The organism is Pontibacter sp. CAU 1760 (genome assembly GCF_054482735.1).
Genome location: NZ_JBTLRL010000001.1, coordinates 130730 through 147038 on the forward strand (window position 1 = coordinate 130730; position 16309 = coordinate 147038).

Here is a 16309-nt window from a genome sequence, read left to right on the forward strand (position 1 = left end):
GTGTAAAGGCTTGTCTATCAATCCTCTTTGGGCTTGGCCACCAGGTTAATGCCGATGTTAACTTCAGGGTAAATTGTTTTATCGCCTAACGACTTATCAGACTGGTATACCAGTCCCCATTTGGTACGGTCGATGTTAAAGTTGGCTTTGGCGCGAAGCAATGTGTCGAGGGTGACGCGGGCCGGGAAGGAGACGCTTTTGGTAACGCCTTTGATTGTAAGGTTGCCTGTGATGCGATGGGTTGGGTTCGTGATGCGCAGCTCGCTGTAAGCTCTCGGTTTTGACTTGCTGGCCTGGGGTTGCTCGTCCACGCTGTCGAGCCGGGCAATGCCTGTCAGCTCAAATGCAGCGGTAGGGTGCTTCTCCACATCAAAGAAGTCGGCGGAGCGCAGGTGCGTGGTCAGTTTCTTGTTGCTCTCGGCATCTATGGTTTTGTCCTGGGAGGAGGTGTTGGCAACATCCATGATAAAGTGCCCGCCGGTCAGCAGCCCGTTGCTCATAAACAGCTCACCTGTTTTCAGCTTAATTACCCCATTGTGGCGCCCCGTCATTTTAGACCCGATCCAGGTAACCTCGCTGCTGGCCGTATCCACCGCAAAGATCTGGCTGGGGTATGCTGTCGTCTTTTTGTCCACGGCATCGGCAATCACCGCCTCATCGGTTTTGATAGTGGTATCGCACGCTGCCAGCATGAAAATCAGAAGTCCCAGCCATAGCTGGTGGCGCAAAAATTGAGGTGGTTTAACCATTATGCGTCATGAAATAGGGTGGAGTGGCCTGTTATATATTGGAGGAATACGCTGTAACAGGCAAAAATGATATGGGTACCCCAAGTGAGCACGCGTCGGGTTCCTGCGCTTCTTGCTTTACAAGGTGCTTGCCAGTCAGGGTTTTGAGTTCGGGAAATCAAAATTAAGCTGGGACTAGCGTGCTTTCACAGCATGAGTTAGTGCCAAAAAATCTGCGTAAAACCGCTTTTCCGATTATAGGATTATTCTGCTGTGGGCTTCTTTCGGTCTGTAGCTGTGGGGAAGTTAATAACTTTAGCCAAATGCTGATTTTTGCGTTCCATAATATGAAATTGTTAAGGAATGTTGCCTTTTTAGGGAGGAAGTCCACATGATTTAGTGGACAACTATAGGCTTTCAACAAAGTTGTTAACATTTATCCACATCAAAATTGGGGATAGCTAGTGGATTTGAGGAAAATATCCACACTTTAGTAGCTTGTGGATTCTGCTGCTAATTGCTTTAGTTTTTGCATTGTGGCTATAATGCAGCCGTTAGCAAACAAGGGTATGGAGGTAGAATGATTAGAACATGCGCTGTGTGTTTCTTGTTAGCTTTGTGATATGCTTAAAATTGCCTGGACCGACGTTTTCGCACATAGTTTGCCAGAGGGGCACCGTTTCCCGATGGCTAAATACGACCTGCTACCTGAACAATTGCTTTATGAGGGCACCATCACGCCTGAAAATCTTTTTGCACCGGACCCGCTGCCCAAGCAGTATGTACTCGAAACGCATGAGGCAAACTACTGGAGCAGGCTTAGCCAACTGCAACTCACGCCCTCCGAAATTCGGAAAACCGGGTTTCCGCTCTCAAAAGAACTGGTGCACCGGGAGCTAGTGATCATGAACGGTACCTTGCAGGCTACGCTGTTTGCCCTGGAGTTTGGCATCGGGATGAATGTAGCTGGCGGCACACACCATGCCTTTACAGACCGCGGCGAAGGCTTCTGCCTCCTCAACGACATCGGTATTGCAGCAAATTACCTCCTCAACCACAAAGGTTTCCGGAAGATCCTGGTCGTGGACCTGGATGTACACCAGGGCAATGGCACGGCACAGATTTTTGAGCACGAGCCGCGGGTATTCACCTTCAGCATGCACTGTGGCCACAATTACCCTTTCCATAAAGAGCAGTCGGACCTGGATGTGCCGTTGGCTGAAGGCACCGACGATGCAGCGTACCTGAAGCTGCTGCACCAGCATTTGCCGCGCCTGTTGGATGAGGTGCATCCGGAGTTCGTGTTCTTCCAGTCGGGGGTGGATGTGCTGGCTACGGATAAACTGGGCAAGCTGGGTATGAGCATCGGTGGCTGCAAAGAGCGCGACCGTACAGTGCTGGAGCTGTGCCAACGCCACAAGCTGCCTGTAACAGTAAGCATGGGAGGCGGTTACTCCAAACAAATTGCGCACATCGTGGAGGCGCACGCCAACACCTTCCGGTTGGCGCAACAGCTGTACTTCTAACAAGCGCTAACTTAGTATGGCAGGGATGTTAGTGGCGGGTCTTCAGCTTATCCGAGTCGTCCTTTTTCTGCGGCAGCAGCAGCTTTTTCAGGATCAGGTATACCACCGGTGTGAGCGCCAGCACCAGGATGCCCATCAGGATCAGCTTCATGGCTTTCACCAGCACCGAGATGATGAGTGCCGAAATAATGATGGAGGCAATGAAGATCAACCAGAAGTGAAGCTTTCTATTATTCATAAGGTCAGGGTATAAGTAGCGGCAAAAGTATGGCTGGCTTTAGTTTAAGGTAAGTATAAATCAGGGCTTTTGCAAAAGCAGTTGCCACCGGAAGGCCCACATCCAGCGCAGCTTATACTGCCGGACGCCAGCCTGCTCAACAAGCCGCCGGAGCTCGGGCCGCTTAAAGGCTCGCCAGACGGAGAGAGGCGCGTCGTTGCGCACGAGGTATGATCCCTTGAAAACTGTCGTGATGGCCTTAATGGCATAGTACGCTAACCAGTGGCGGTGCAGGTCATTGATGATAACGGCTATTTGCGCCTGCGCATGCAGCTGGCGGAACATCTGTACGAGTTGCGCATTGCTGAAGTGATGGCAAAAAAGACTGCACACGATGATATCGTAGGGCTGTCGGGCAAAAGCATTGGAGAAGACATCGTGCCGGGCAATGCTGATTTCGGGGTATGCCTGGCATTGCTGCCGGGCATACTGCACCATGAAGTCGTTGGCATCTACGCCGGTAAGCGCCACCTGAAGCCTGTTTTTCCGCGCCCAGCGGGCAATTTGCTTGAGGGTGTCGCCACCACCGCAACCAATGTCAGCAATGCGCAGTGGCTGTGGCTGCCCGATGACCAAGCTTTCCAGGGCGTTCAGCACCACCTGGTGGCCGCCCAGCCAGTTGTTGATCAGTTCCAGTTCTTTCAGGTTCTGCCTCAGTTCCTCCCCCGATAAGGTGAGGTCGTCCATCAACTCCGTCTCGTCAGACCGCTGCTTTAGCTTCTGCATAGTGCACTTTCAGTAACATCGATTCGAGGGTAAGGCCCGGGCCAAAGGCGAAACTCAGGACAGGCTCGTTTTGCTCGTCAGTGGTCAGGGTATCCATCAAGGCCTTCAGCACGAACAGTACCGTAGCCGACGACATGTTTCCGAAGTCGTTGAGCACCTGGTAGGCGAAGCGGTTGTCGTTGCGCGACATGCCCAATTCCTGCTCAATCACCTCCAGGATGCGCCTGCCGCCGGGGTGTATGGCAAAAAACTTGATCTCCGACACCGTTGTTTTAAGCCCCTGCAGCAACCTGTCAGTAAGTTCCTTGATGCCTTTCTTGATAAGATCAGGCACATAAGAGGAGAGCGTCATCTCAAAACCCGTGTCGCCAATGTGCCAGGCCATATCACGCCGCCCCGCAGGCGCCAGGTCGCAATGGAAGGACTGGAGCTCCAGGCTCACGCTGGCATGGGGCTGGCCCTGCATCAGTACCGCAGCGGCCCCATCGCCAAACAGCGCGTTTGATACCAGGTGGTCTTGCTGGGCGTGTTTCTGAAAATGGATGGTACAGATCTCCGTGCACACCAGCATTACTTTTGCCGCCGGGTCAGACTTGCAAATGGCGTCTGCCAGCTTAATGGCGTTGAAAGCCGCGTAGCAGCCCATAAAGTTAACGGCGGTGCGCTGCACCGAAGGCGAGAGTTCCATGCGCTCTACCAACTCAATATCCAGACCGGGTGCATACATGCCCGTGCAGCTAACCGTAATCAGGTGCGTGAGGTCTTGCAGGGCAATGGCGGGTGCCTTGGTCAGGCAGTCGCGAATCGCCTGCTCCGACAGGTCCACGGCATACTTCCGGAAAGCATCCATCCGGCGCTGCACTGTCGGGAAAGGCTCGAGGGTAGGGGTGTTGGGGAAAAAGGTGAAGTCGCCGTTTTGCCGGGCATAGTCCTGCAGCACACTGTAGCGCTGCTTGATGCCGGATACCCGGTAAAGGGCCTTGAGTTTACGGGTGTCGTGCTCATCGAACTGCAGCGCTGTTGCCATAAAATCCGCGATCTGCATTTGCGGAATCTTATGCGCTGGGTTTGCTGTGCCGATGGCGCAGAGGTAGCTCTTCATGTTGTATGGTTGATGCTTGGTCGTCTTTTGTCGTTTTGCGTTGCCCGGCGCGCCGTTAAGAGCGGCCACCCCGCCAGCAAACAGGCTGATGAACAGGAGCAATGGCGTTTAGCCATGAACGCTACTAGCTTACGGATGCGCTTCTGTTTAAGATGTGGCAGCGCGAAATGGGAGCGCGCTAGAACGGCTGCCCATGCGTGCGGCGCATGATGAGTTTGGTAGCCGCCGGCAGGTGTTTGAGGGTGCTCACGGCGAGCTCAGAAACGAGCGGGCTCCCGAAAAGACCCTGCACGGTACGGCCTACGGTTAGCCGGTTGGCAAAAGTGCTCTTCCAGCGGCGCCGGTACCCATTTTCCAGCTCCTGACGGTTGTGGCCGTTCCTGAAATACCGCAGCACCTCTTCGGTGGCTATCTTGCCGGAGTGTATGGCGATGGCCATGCCGTTGCCACACAGCGGCGTAATCATACCGGCTGCGTCGCCGCACATCAGCATGTGGTGCTCGATGCAGGGTTTGTTAGCAAAGGATATTTCATTGATCACCTCTGGCTGCTCGTACAAAAAGGTGGCTTGCTCGAAAATGCGGCGCAGGTGCGGGTTCTGGCTAAGCACGGCCTGCTCCATTTGCCCGATGCTGCCGTGGGTCTTCAGGTTTTGGCGGGTGGTCAGGTAGCAGAAGCAATAGCGGCCGTCCTCTATCGCCGATATGCCCGCATACCCATCCCGGAAATTGTGCAGGGCGATCTGGTGGCGCGGGGAGTCATATGCAAGGTGGTACTTTACGCCAATGTAGGGTGAGCGGGCCTGGAAAAAACGCCGGTTCAGCTGCCGGTCCAGGTTGGTGCGTTTGCCATAGGCGCCCAGCACTACTTTCGCCTGCAGTGCGCCGCCCCCTGAGAGGTGTACTGAAAAGGCGTCGTTTGCAAAGGCGACATTCTGCACCGTTTGCTGCAGGATAAATTGCACGCCCTGTTGCTGCGCCAGTTGATAAAGGTGATGGTCGAGGGTATAGCGGCTAAGTCCAAAACCGCCGAGGTCCAGCCTGGCTTCCAGCAAAGTGCCTTTAGGCGAGGAAAGCAGGAAGCGGCTGATGCGTGCCGGGCGGAGTTCTCGCAGCTGCACCCCCAGGTGACGCAGGTAGGGCAGCACTTCGTTAGAAATGTATTCGCCGCATACCCGGTGGAAAGGGTAGTTTTTTTTCTCGACAAGCGTTACCTGCAGCCCGGCTTTTGCCATGCCCAGTGCGCTGGTGAGCCCAGCCAAACCACCTCCGATTATAACGACGTCTGTTGCCAAAGTAGTATGCGTGCCTATTAAATTCGTCCTATACCTATTGCGTTAAATTGGTGAATGACGCAATTTTTTGGTGTAAAATGCAAGAACAAAAAAGAATGCCTGCCGTTTTAAATAAGTGGAATAACTTTTGTTCTTATTGAGAAAGACTTTACTGTAAAAATTTATATGAAACACCTTATACTGCTTCTCTTTATCAGTCTGTCGCTACACCTAGCGCATGCCCAGGTACGTACGCCTGTGCAAGTGCCAGCTGCCACGCAGCAGGCCGAGAAGGAAAACCCCCTGAACCTTGATTCTTCAGAAGGCAATGTAGCCATCTACCCTAACCCGAGCAACGGCGTTTTCACCATTTCTATATCCAACCTGGAGTCCCGTAAAGTGGTGCTTCGTATCATGAATGTTATCGGAAACGAAATTCTGCACGAAACGTTGACACGCACGGATGGCCAACTGTCTAAAACAGTGGATTTAAACCGCTATGCAAAGGGTTTATACTATGTGAAACTGGAAGCAGATGGCCACAGCATTGTGCGCCGTGTTGTTGTAAAATAATTTAGGCAAACTAAAAAAGGAGCAGCTGCTGTAAAGTGGCTGCTTTTTTTGTGCCTGGTCCGGTCCGCAAATCAGGGTAGCCGCTCAGGTAAGATGGCTTTGGGGATATAGCCGGTCTGCAGCGAGGTGTCCTGTAGCAGGTGGGCCTTCACAAAAATATTATCCGTTGTGTCCACCACATAGAGTTGCTGCGAGGTGTCGAAGCGAGCCAGCACCGTGCCGTCGAAGCTTGGGCGGGCATAAAGGCTACCCGAGATAAGTGAGCGGGAGGTATAAAGCACATCCTTCGGCATGGGAAGCAGTTTGCTGGCAGCGCTGGGAATTTTGGTTTCCGCTTCTTCATCATGGTGCACCGCTGTGCTGCGATCGTGGCAGGCGAGGAGGCAAAGGGAGGCAGAAGAAACCAGCAGTAGTATTAAAATTTTCATCAGGGCAGGGTATCAGTGACTTTCTTTTTATATGCTTCCGCGGCTATTAAGTTGCTCTTCGGGTAGTTTTACCGTGATTTAAAAGAAGGGTGCACGCTTCAGCTGGTCTTGATAAAGGCCATCCAACCCTAGGGTTGCATACTTACGAGGACCGGCATTGCCAAGAGCTGGGTGGGGCTTATAACACCAGCTGCTTTAAAGCGGGAAGCGTAAATTGGGGTAATCCTCCCGGCTAACTCAGCCTACATGCCTTGTTGTTGGTGCGCAGTCCTGTTTTGCCCCCCTATACTCTTTCGATACTCTGTTCCGCTTTAGCCTTTCCTGTGTTTACGTCATTTGGGTCATCAGGGAGCCATCGGTAACCCTGGTCCGGCGAAAGCGTTATTTTTACGGTTTCTATGGTCATGCGTCTTTTACTGTAACAGTGAGGCAGCATTACCTTACACAGCGTTAAATTAAAGCTATACATTGCCATTTATGCATACCAACTCAATCTACTCTAGCCTAATGGTGGCGCTGCTGGCCCTGGGTGCCTGCCAAACGCAGAAGCCCACCGACAGCGCCATCACCACCACCGAAACCACTACCAGCACCGCAGGCAGCAAGCCGGTATGGCAATCGGATGCCTACAGCATTTACCGCGACAGCGTGGTGCAGGGCGATTTCGTGGCCCGTGCTCTGTCGGCTACCGAACTGACGTCGAACTACCAGAGCCCGGCCAATGCCTTTGTTTCCCCGCGCATCACGTTTAAGTTCGCCATCAACGGGCGCGATAACGAGATGGTGTCCGGAAAAGACCATCACTTTAACTGTGTGGGCGGTGATGGAAGCTGCGCCACGCCCGTGATTACGTTCGGGCAACAGCTCAACGACACTACGACAGCTCAACGACACTACGCTGGTGCCCAACGATACCTACCTCGCACCGAACACGGAGATGAAAGTGCGCCTGGACATGCAGCCGGTGCTACAGGACTTCCGGAAGCAGGGCTTTTATACCACCGCCACTGGCGACAAGATCTACAAAGAAGACTTTAAAGGGGTATATATTGCCGGAGGGGCCGACCCGCTGAGCTGGGACTTCGATAACCTTGGCCGGAATGAAGGTGCTAAGCTGCAGGACCCGGACGGAGACGGCATCTATGAGATCACGCTTTTGATGAACGCCAACAAAGAGGAGAAGCAGACGGCACAGCGCTGGCAGATGTCACGGAACACGGCCGCTTTCCCACAGTATACCTCGGGCTACCCGCTGGGCGACGCGATCTATAACCTGGCCTTGGAGGAGATGATCAATGCGGTGGAGCCCGACAGCACCTTCCGGACAGGCAAGGAGTGGGCCGGCGTCTGGACCCGCGATATCAGCTACAGCATCATCCTGAGTATGGCGCAGCTGCAGCCTCGCGTTTCTAAGTATAGCCTGATGCGGAAAGTGCAGAACGGCCGCATTGTGCAGGATACCGGAACGGGCGGCGCATACCCTGTCTCCACAGACCGCATAATTTGGGCGGTGGCGGCTTGGGAGGTATACAAGGCAACCGGCGACAAACAGTGGCTGCAGGATACTTACCAGATCATCAAAAACTCCTTAGAAGACGACTACAAAAACGCTTATAACCCGGAAACAGGGCTGGTGATGGGCGAGTCGTCGTTCCTGGACTGGCGCGAGCAAACCTATCCCCGCTGGATGCAGCCTGCCGATATCTATGAGTCAGAGAACCTGGGCACCAACGCGGCCCATTACCAGGCTAATACGGTAGCAGCGGAGATGGCCCGCCTGCTAAACAAACCGGAAGAGGCTGCAATGTTCAAGAGCAAGGCGGCAACCATACAGGCAGGTATGAACAGGCACTTGTGGCAAGAAGAGAAAGGCTATTACGGGCAGTACTTGTATGGCCGCAATTACAAAATCCTTTCGCCGCGTGCCGAAGCCTTGGGCGAGGCCCTGTCGGTAATCTTCGGGGTAGCGGATGCTGCGCGCAGCAAAACCATCGTGGCCCATACCCCCGTCACGGATTTTGGTATCCCGAGCATTTACCCGCAGATTCCGGGCATCCCGCCGTACCACAACAACGGCATCTGGCCTTTTGTGCAGTCGTACTGGAGCTTAGCGGCAGCCAGGGCGGGCAACGAACAGGCCCTGACCGAGAGCATCAGTGCTATTTACCGTCCTGCTGCCTTGTTCCTGACCAACAAGGAGAACTTTGTGGCCGCTAACGGCGACTATGCCGGCACCCAAATTAACTCGAGCAACATGCTCTGGAGTTTGGCGGGCAACCTCAGCATGGTGTATAAAGTGCTGTTCGGGATGGATTTCCAGGCAGACAAACTGGTGCTGAAGCCATTCGTGCCGCAGGCCTTTGCCGGAAGCCGCAAACTCACCAATTATCCGTACCGCAACGCTGTGCTGAACATCGAGATGCGTGGGTACGGCAACCAGGTGAAGTCTATTGCCATGGATGGCAAGCCCCTGGCAAATGCGGAGATACCTGGTGACCTGACAGGCAGCCATACCATTCAAATTGAGCTGGCTAACAACGCGGTGGGCGGCGAGGTGAACCATGCCGTGGCTTATACCTCCCCGGAAACCCCGCAGGCAAGCTATAAAAACGGTTCTCTGTCCTGGCCAGCCGTGGCAGGCGCTGTGCGTTATCAGGTAATGAAAAACGGGCAGCCGTGGCAGGAAACAACAAGTACCAGCCTGCCAGTACAGGCCGAGGGGTATGGCGAGTACATGGTGCTGGCCGAGGATGAAACCGGTGTCACTTCCTTCGGCAGTGAACCGGTAGTGGTGGTGCCCGACAAGTTTAAGCTGGTATATGAGGTAGAGAAGTTTGCCCCGAAAGCCAAGCTGCCTTACCGCGATTTCTCCGGAGCGGGCTTCGTGGAAATCAGCAAAAAGCAGAATACTACTGTAGAGATGAAGGTAACCGTGCCGCAGGATGGAATATACGCCATCGACTTCCGCTATGCCAATGGCAATGGCCCGATCAATACCGAGAACAAAGCCGCCATCCGAACGCTCAAAAAAGGCAATGATTTTGTAGGAACCATTGTGCTACCGCAGCGTGGCACCGGCGAGTGGAACAACTGGGGCTTCACCAACACGGTGGAGGTACCGCTGCAAAAGGGTAGCCATACCCTGTCGCTCACGTTTACAGAGCCAACGAACCAGAACATGAACCTGGAGGTAAACCAGGCCATGGTAGATTATATGCGGGTGATCAAGATAAAATAAGCCCCTGTAGCGCTAACCACTCAGCTTGCCGTTTCTTCGGCAAAGGCCTCCGAAACAATAGGCTCGGAGGCCTTTTTTTGCCCTACCCTTACCGTTCGTTTCCATGCTCATGCTGCGGCGTTGCCGCACCGTTTATGTTCAGCCTCAGCGAAAAAATCAACCTAGATTTAAATTATTTCAATTTAAATGTTATAAATGTAACAAAATAATGGATTAAAAGTATTCGGTGGAATATTGATTATCTGTAATGTTCAAACACAATGTTCAACCAAACCTTTAAACTATGTTTAAACACTTACAACTCGTGCTGAGTGCCGCCGTCTTGGCTGTGGCTATTGCTGCGGCTGCCTGCTCTGAACTGGACCGCAAGATTGATGTACCACAGAGCTTTACGTTCCTGCTAGACCAGGCCGAAAACACAGGGACCGACTTTGCCATGGTAGTGGACAAAGACACACGCGACGGTGACATCGAGAAGCACAAGGACAAGATTAAGAACTCTGCTATCGAGAAGGTGACCTTTGTAGTGGAGAGCTACAGCGGGGTGGGCGGTACCACGCTTACAGGCAACCTGCAGTTTGCCCAAAAAGGAAATGGCAGCTACAAGACGATTGGCTCCGTTAGCAACGCCAACCTGCAGGCACTTTCCGCCAGCGGCGAAGAGGTGCCTGTCAGTATTTCCAACGAGTCGGTTAAAAACGAGCTGAAAGAGCTGATCATGCAGGGCAACATCATCTCGTTCAAGCTGGAGGGTAGCACCTCCTCCAACCCCCTTATCGCCCGTCTCAAGTTCAAGGTGTACTCCAATATCACGGTGGGCCTGTAGCAACTGCTGAAAACCTCTTGGTGAAAAAAGAAAAGCCACCCTGCCATAATGCAGAGTGGCTTTTTTGTGGCCCTGCCGCGAATCGAACGCGGATCTAGAGTTTAGGAAACTCCTATTCTATCCGTTGAACTACAGGGCCAGCTCAGTGCTTTTTGCTGCGACAAATGTACAGTAATTACCGGCATAATACAAGCAGGGCTGAGGGCCCGCGGGCGGGCTAGTACGAAGCCACGGCCACCGCAAAACCAAGCACTGTCAGCACGAGACCCACCATAAAGATAGTATAGGAAATGCGCAGGATTTTGTACTTGCGGCTCAGCACGTCGCCCAGGTAATAGATGTCTGTGATCATGTTGTTGTACAGCGACTTCTTGTCGCGCATGATCTCGTGCATGCCCTGCTGAAAGTCCTCCAGGGGCAGCTTGGTGAAGTTACCGAAGAAAAGCAGGTTTACGTTGCGCGACACGATCTTCTTCTTTTTCCGGTTCATGGCAAAGCTTGTCACCTCGGGTTGCGCCGAGATGATGGCGAAGATAACCGACCCGAGCGTTGTGAGCAGCAGGATGCCAATCGGGATGATGAGCGTGCGGTGCTGGGTGAAGTCGGTGCCGATGATGGAGGACTTGGCGCTGAGGTATGTGATGACCACCGACAGGATGATGGCGTTGAGGCTGATCATCATGTTGGCTTTGTTGTCGGCGATGGCGCTCAGGTTCAGGTGCGTGCGGTACGTGTTCCGGAACATGGTCTCGATGCCGCGCTTGGGCTGGGCCAGTGTTTCGCGGTGTTTCTTGTCCGTCTTCTTCTTTTTCTTTTCCTCTTTGCTCAGGCGCTCCCGCTGCTCCTGTATGTTCAGCCCCAGCTGGGCGGCGAAAATGCGCTGTGCGTGGTGCGAGTGAAAGGTGGTGGAAAGCAGGAAATCCATTTGAAACTGGGCCCACTCCCGGTCCGTGAAAAACCTGTCCTGGAAAATCTCCCATTCCACGCGCAGCAGTTCGGCGGTGGCCGAGAAAGTGGTTTTGCCGATGTTCGCCAAATCGGCGTCTACCAGCAGTTCCTGCAACGGGTTTTGGGGTGTAACGGTGTGTTTGGTGGCTATGATGCAGCCCTCGATCCGCTTGATTCTATCCGCTGGGTATTCGTGCTTGGAGAGCCATTCGGTGGCAATCCGGATGCTCTCCTCTTCATGCCCTTCGTACGCATCCACATACCCCGTGTCATGAAACCAAGCCGCCAGCGTCAGGTCTTGCAGTTCCTCATCCGTTAGGCCGCTGTGCTGCCCAAGTTCTTCTGCCACCGTCACCACCTCTAGGGTATGGCGGTAGTTGTGGTAAACCAGCTTCTTCGAAAGCTTCTCCTTGAACAATTTAAAAACAAACTCACCTGCTTGTTTTATGAGCTTTGGCTTTTCCATAAGAGGTTTTGCGTCTGTGAGGGGCATAAGGGTATATCTAACTATCTATAACAGGTGGATGCAGCATGCTTGCAGTTGCTTCGGTTACGGTAAAATCACACATTTTGTTGAAAGCGCAGAAGCAGTTACAACCGATTATAAGCAAGGGGGCGGCCTATAACTAAAAACTTCTGCCACTCGTTTATCAATTTCAGTTCTGCTGTGCCAGTAGCCTTTTTTGCCAAGTAAACCAAAACGCGCCTCGCTGCCTAAGCCTGTGTGCTTTTTCTGTGTGCGGGAAGGTAGAAGTCGGTTCGCTAAAGCTTGTGAAATGGCTTGAAAACATCTGGGCAGCAGCACGAAATAGATGTGAAATAACCTATGACTCTACCTGTACTCATTTGGCACAAGCTATGCCTTCACCCCTTATGGCAGGCGCTTTTATTGTGCATTACCCTGACTGCCTGCGTCTCGCAGCAGCCTTTTTACAGCCGCGAGGCGCAAGACTGGCAACAAGACGTGCCGCCACCCAGCGAGAAGGCCATCTATTCCGTGTTCCTGATCGGAGACGTGGGCGCCCCGGACCTGGATGGAGAGCCTTCGATGAAGCTAATGCGCAGCCAAATGGATGAAGCTGGCATGAACAGCGCCACGATCTTCCTGGGCGACAATGTATACCACAACGGATTGCCTAAGCCAGGTGCCTATGACCGGGAGGTATCTGAGGCCCGCCTAAACGCCCAGCTCGACATCATGAAAGGCTACCCTGGCGAGAAGTACATGATCCCGGGCAACCACGACTGGAACCACAGCGGCCGCGGCGGCATCGAGGCCATCCTGCGCGAGCAGCGCTATGTGAATGAGTACCTGACAGAGGAGAATATTGTGGTGGGCGGCGACTTTTTCGTGCCCGGCGATGGCTGCCCTGGCCCATACGAGGTAAAGATCAGCGATGACATTGTGCTGATCGCCATCGACTCGGAATGGTGGCTGCACCCTTTCGATCGGCCTTACGGCGATAACACGCACTGTGGCGCTGCCACCGAGGTGGATTTTCTGGTGCAACTCGAGGACCTGATTGAGAAAAACAGCGGCAGCGATATCCTGGTAGTGGGGCACCACCCGCTTATGAGCCGGGGAGCGCATGGCGGCTTTTTCTCTTTGAAGGACCACTTCTTCCCGCTCACCATGCTGCGCGATTGGATGTACCTGCCTTTGCCGGTCATCGGCTCTATTTACCCGTTTGCCCGCAAGTATGGCGGTATCCTGCAGGACATCCCGCATCCCCGCTACCAGGCCTATATAGAAGGCCTGCTTAACATCTTCGATAAATACGACAACATTGTGTACGCCGCAGGCCATGAGCATGCCCTGGAGTACTTTAAGCACAATAACCTCTCCCATATCGTCAGCGGGTCGGGCTGCAAGGTGCAGTACATAAATCCTGGCGGCAATGTGACCTATGTGCAGAAGGTGAAGGGTTTTGCCAAAGTGATGTACTATGATAACGGAGAAGCCTGGGTGGAGTACTGGGAGCCTATTGGCGATGGGTCTACGGGCAGAATAACCTACCGCGCACCGATGTATGCCAAGAAGCCGCGTAAAGAGGTGCCCCTGGTGGAAGACAAATTCAACTACGCTGACAGCACCATCACGCTTTCGGCCAATACCGATTACCAGACTTCCGGCTTACGCCGTAAACTGCTCGGCAACCATTACCGCGAGGTCTGGGCTGCCCCGGTGGAGGTGCCGTTACTGGATATGAAAAACACTTTTCAGGGCCTTACCCCATACCAGAAAGGAGGCGGAAAACAGACCGCCTCACTGAAAGTGCGCAACCCCGACGCCAAAGAGTATACGCTGCGCACCATCGACAAGGACCCTACCAAGGCCCTGCCGGAATATTTGCAGGAAACCGCTGCCCGCACGCTGCTGCAGGACCAGATATCGGCACAGCACCCCTATAGCGCCTTGGCCGTGCCGCCGCTTGCCGATGCCGCCGGCGTATTCCATACCAATCCAAAGCTGGTATACATCCCCAACACGCCTTACCTGCGCCAGTACATCGATGAGTTTGGCAATACCTTGGCCTTTCTGGAAGAGGATGCCGATGAGAACCACGAGGAAACTGCCAGCCTTGGCTATGCCGAGAACCTGGTGGGTACAGAAAAGCTGCTGCAGGAACTGGAAGACGACAACGACAACGAAGTAGACCAGCAGGAGTTTGTGCGTGCCCGCCTGCTCGACATGCTCATCGGCGACTGGGACCGCCATGAGGGCCAGTGGCGCTGGGTAGAGGAGAAAAAGAAAAACGAAAAAGGGAAGCTGTATACCCCCGTGCCCGAAGACCGCGACATGGCTTTCTTTAAGGTGGATGGTATACTGCCTTGGCTGGCTACCCGCAAATGGGGCGTCCGGAATGTGCAGAACTTTGGGTACGACTTCCCGGATGTGATTGGCCTGAACCTCAGTGCCATTACCCTTGACAGGACCTTTACTTCGCGCGCCACACGCGAGGACTGGCTCCGGTTAGCCCAGAGCATTAAAGCCAGTGTGACCGATGACGTGATTGAAGAAGCCGTGCGGCAATGGCCTGAAAACGTACAGGAACTCTCAGGTCCCGAAATCGTTGCGAAACTGAAGTCCAGGAGAGACAAGTTGCCGGAGGTGGCGGAGCAGTATTACGGTTTCCTGGCGAAGTACGTGGACATATCGGGCAGCGACAAGCACGAGCGCTTTGTGATCAATCGCCTCGACGACGACCGGGTGCAGGTGATCGGCTACAAAATAACCAAAGAGGGTGAGGTGATGCAGGAGCTGTACAACCGCACGTTCTACAGAAACGAGACCAAGGAGATCCGGATTTACGGCCGCGACGGAGAGGATGAGTTTGTGGTGAACGGCGATGTAGACAAAAGCATCCTCGTGCGCATTCTCGGTGGGGGCGACAAAGACAAGATCGTGGACAGCTCCCGTGTCAGTGGCCCGAAAAATTATACGGTGATTTATGATACTGTAACGGACAACGACATTGCCTTTGGCAGCGAGAGCAAAGACAAGACCAGCTCAGACGAACGCGTTACGCGCTACGATCGCGACAACTTCAAGCTACCCTACGTTGGGCCAAGGCTATCGGCAGAGTACAATGTAGACGACGGCCTGTTTTTGGGGGCGGGCGTTCTGCTGCGCACCCAGAAGTTCCGGAAAGCGCCTTATGCCTCGGAGCACCTGCTGGAGGCAAACTTCGCTTTCCTGACCAAGTCGTTTAACGTGCGCTATACCGGCGATGTGCGGCAGGTGCTCAACGACTGGAACCTGGCTATGAATGCTGCGGTGCAAGGACCGCAGTACCAGCGCAATTTCTACGGCTTTGGCAACAACACCAACCAGTCCGGCGATTTGGATGACAGCTTTTACCGGGTGCGCTACCAGCGCCAGTCTGCCGACGCCTCGCTTTACAAGGACCTGACTAACTTCCTGAAAGTCGGGGTAGGGCCTACATACGAGCGTTTCCAGGTGGAGAAGCCGGAGCGGGAGAGCTTTTTGCTAAACGAGGCGCGTGCCGGCAGACTGGAGCCCGGCACCTTCAGCCCGGCCACTGGCGAGTTTGAGGTGCAGGACTATGCCGGGGTTTCGGCCTATGCAAACCTCGATGTGATTGGGGCAGGCACCAGCACCGAGGCTAATCCCCGCATTGGCATGCGTTTCCACAACCGCATCAGTTACAACCAGCAACTAAACGGGGAGGGGCTGAGCTATACGAACCTGAGTTCAGAGTTTCGCTTTTACATCAGCCCGAATTTTCCGCTACAGCTCACATGGGCCGGCAGAATCGGGGCGGCGCATAACATCGGCGATTTCCGGTTTTACCAGGCTAACACCTTGGGGGGCACCTCCAACCTGCGGGGTTACCGGCGCACACGCTTTGCCGGACGCAGCAGCCTTTATGCCAACGGCGAGGCCCGCATTCAGCTCTTCGACTTTAACCTGTACCTCTCACCGGGCAAAATTGGCGTACTGGGTTTGCTGGACGCCGGGCGGGTGTACTATGATGGTGAACCCGAGCAGTCATTCTTCAGAAGCCTGCACACGGGGTATGGCACCGGGGTATGGGTAGATATGATGAACCGGACCGTCTTCTCGCTTTCCTATGCCATCGGGGAGGATGATAAGCTGTTTATGCTGAATTTCGGCTTCTTTTTTTAACACATTGCCGCCA

Annotated in this window: 13 protein-coding genes and 1 tRNA gene; 6 read left to right on the forward strand and 8 right to left on the reverse strand. The window is 53.9% G+C overall.

All coding sequences use genetic code 11. The annotated features are described in order from the left end of the window. Nucleotides 1–17: 17 nt before the first annotated feature. On the reverse strand, nucleotides 18–749 hold the full coding sequence (locus ACXYMU_RS00525; protein WP_458984391.1) for a YceI family protein: 732 nt from the start codon (nucleotides 747–749) through the stop codon (nucleotides 18–20). Nucleotides 750–1351: 602 nt separating this feature from the next. On the opposite strand from ACXYMU_RS00525, the gene ACXYMU_RS00530 reads away from it, so the two are divergent. After that, complete coding sequence (locus ACXYMU_RS00530; RefSeq protein ID WP_458984392.1) at nucleotides 1352–2254, forward strand: histone deacetylase family protein; 903 nt, start codon at nucleotides 1352–1354, stop codon at nucleotides 2252–2254. 28 nt (nucleotides 2255–2282) lie between these two features. On the opposite strand, the gene ACXYMU_RS00535 is transcribed toward ACXYMU_RS00530, so the two are convergent. From ACXYMU_RS00535 to ACXYMU_RS00550, 4 genes are all read right to left on the reverse strand, one after another. Continuing rightward, on the reverse strand, nucleotides 2283–2492 hold the full coding sequence (locus ACXYMU_RS00535) for a hypothetical protein (protein WP_458984393.1): 210 nt from the start codon (nucleotides 2490–2492) through the stop codon (nucleotides 2283–2285). A gap of 60 nt (nucleotides 2493–2552) precedes the next feature. After that, nucleotides 2553–3257, reverse strand: coding sequence for a methyltransferase domain-containing protein (locus tag ACXYMU_RS00540; RefSeq protein WP_458984394.1), 705 nt, complete (start codon nucleotides 3255–3257; stop codon nucleotides 2553–2555). After that, nucleotides 3232–4428, reverse strand: coding sequence for a type III polyketide synthase (locus ACXYMU_RS00545; RefSeq protein ID WP_458984788.1), 1197 nt, complete (start codon nucleotides 4426–4428; stop codon nucleotides 3232–3234). The genes ACXYMU_RS00540 and ACXYMU_RS00545 overlap by 26 nt, the downstream gene beginning before the upstream one ends. A 109-nt stretch (nucleotides 4429–4537) precedes the next feature. Further along, nucleotides 4538–5653, reverse strand: a complete 1116-nt coding sequence (locus ACXYMU_RS00550; protein WP_458984395.1) for an NAD(P)/FAD-dependent oxidoreductase — start codon at nucleotides 5651–5653, stop codon at nucleotides 4538–4540. Nucleotides 5654–5818: 165 nt separating this feature from the next. Here ACXYMU_RS00550 and ACXYMU_RS00555 point away from each other — a divergent pair, with 165 nt between their 5' ends. Further along, nucleotides 5819–6205 (forward strand): T9SS type A sorting domain-containing protein, encoded by a 387-nt coding sequence (locus ACXYMU_RS00555; RefSeq protein WP_458984396.1) that lies wholly within the window; start codon nucleotides 5819–5821, stop codon nucleotides 6203–6205. A gap of 71 nt (nucleotides 6206–6276) precedes the next feature. Here the strand turns inward: ACXYMU_RS00555 and ACXYMU_RS00560 are convergent, their stop codons facing one another. Beyond that, the gene (locus tag ACXYMU_RS00560; RefSeq protein WP_458984397.1) at nucleotides 6277–6633 is read right to left on the reverse strand and encodes a hypothetical protein; all 357 of its coding nucleotides are present in this window, start codon (nucleotides 6631–6633) and stop codon (nucleotides 6277–6279) included. A 477-nt stretch (nucleotides 6634–7110) separates the two neighbouring features. On the opposite strand from ACXYMU_RS00560, the gene ACXYMU_RS00565 reads away from it, so the two are divergent. The 3 genes from ACXYMU_RS00565 (at nucleotide 7111) to ACXYMU_RS00575 (ending at nucleotide 10697) form a co-directional block, all read left to right on the forward strand. Beyond that, a complete protein-coding gene (locus ACXYMU_RS00565) occupies nucleotides 7111–7671 on the forward strand; it encodes a hypothetical protein (protein ID WP_458984398.1) in 561 nt (186 codons plus the stop codon). Nucleotides 7672–8056: 385 nt separating this feature from the next. Continuing rightward, complete coding sequence (locus tag ACXYMU_RS00570) at nucleotides 8057–9871, forward strand: alpha-L-rhamnosidase-related protein (protein ID WP_458984789.1); 1815 nt, start codon at nucleotides 8057–8059, stop codon at nucleotides 9869–9871. 283 nt (nucleotides 9872–10154) lie between these two features. After that, nucleotides 10155–10697, forward strand: coding sequence for a hypothetical protein (locus ACXYMU_RS00575; RefSeq protein ID WP_458984399.1), 543 nt, complete (start codon nucleotides 10155–10157; stop codon nucleotides 10695–10697). 67 nt (nucleotides 10698–10764) lie between these two features. On the opposite strand, the gene ACXYMU_RS00580 is transcribed toward ACXYMU_RS00575, so the two are convergent. Further along, nucleotides 10765–10836 (reverse strand) — tRNA-Arg (locus tag ACXYMU_RS00580). A gap of 78 nt (nucleotides 10837–10914) precedes the next feature. Beyond that, nucleotides 10915–12111, reverse strand: coding sequence for a Pycsar system effector family protein (locus tag ACXYMU_RS00585; RefSeq protein ID WP_458984400.1), 1197 nt, complete (start codon nucleotides 12109–12111; stop codon nucleotides 10915–10917). Between the two features lie 360 nt (nucleotides 12112–12471). Between ACXYMU_RS00585 and ACXYMU_RS00590 the strand changes: the two genes are divergently transcribed. Continuing rightward, nucleotides 12472–16296, forward strand: coding sequence for a BamA/TamA family outer membrane protein (locus ACXYMU_RS00590; protein WP_458984401.1), 3825 nt, complete (start codon nucleotides 12472–12474; stop codon nucleotides 16294–16296). Nucleotides 16297–16309 lie beyond the last annotated feature (13 nt).

What these genes read in the sequence shown, in the direction of transcription:
- ACXYMU_RS00525 (WP_458984391.1), bottom strand. Translation starts at nt 749, where the DNA reads ATGGTTAAACCACCTCAATTTTTGCGCCACCAGCTATGGCTGGGACTT.
- ACXYMU_RS00530 (WP_458984392.1), top strand. Translation starts at nt 1,352, where the DNA reads ATGCTTAAAATTGCCTGGACCGACGTTTTCGCACATAGTTTGCCAGAG.
- ACXYMU_RS00535 (WP_458984393.1), bottom strand. Translation starts at nt 2,492, where the DNA reads ATGAATAATAGAAAGCTTCACTTCTGGTTGATCTTCATTGCCTCCATC.
- ACXYMU_RS00540 (WP_458984394.1), bottom strand. Translation starts at nt 3,257, where the DNA reads ATGCAGAAGCTAAAGCAGCGGTCTGACGAGACGGAGTTGATGGACGAC.
- ACXYMU_RS00555 (WP_458984396.1), top strand. Translation starts at nt 5,819, where the DNA reads ATGAAACACCTTATACTGCTTCTCTTTATCAGTCTGTCGCTACACCTA.
- ACXYMU_RS00560 (WP_458984397.1), bottom strand. Translation starts at nt 6,633, where the DNA reads ATGAAAATTTTAATACTACTGCTGGTTTCTTCTGCCTCCCTTTGCCTC.
- ACXYMU_RS00565 (WP_458984398.1), top strand. Translation starts at nt 7,111, where the DNA reads ATGCATACCAACTCAATCTACTCTAGCCTAATGGTGGCGCTGCTGGCC.
- ACXYMU_RS00570 (WP_458984789.1), top strand. Translation starts at nt 8,057, where the DNA reads ATGCGGAAAGTGCAGAACGGCCGCATTGTGCAGGATACCGGAACGGGC.
- ACXYMU_RS00575 (WP_458984399.1), top strand. Translation starts at nt 10,155, where the DNA reads ATGTTTAAACACTTACAACTCGTGCTGAGTGCCGCCGTCTTGGCTGTG.
- ACXYMU_RS00585 (WP_458984400.1), bottom strand. Translation starts at nt 12,111, where the DNA reads ATGGAAAAGCCAAAGCTCATAAAACAAGCAGGTGAGTTTGTTTTTAAA.
- ACXYMU_RS00590 (WP_458984401.1), top strand. Translation starts at nt 12,472, where the DNA reads ATGACTCTACCTGTACTCATTTGGCACAAGCTATGCCTTCACCCCTTA.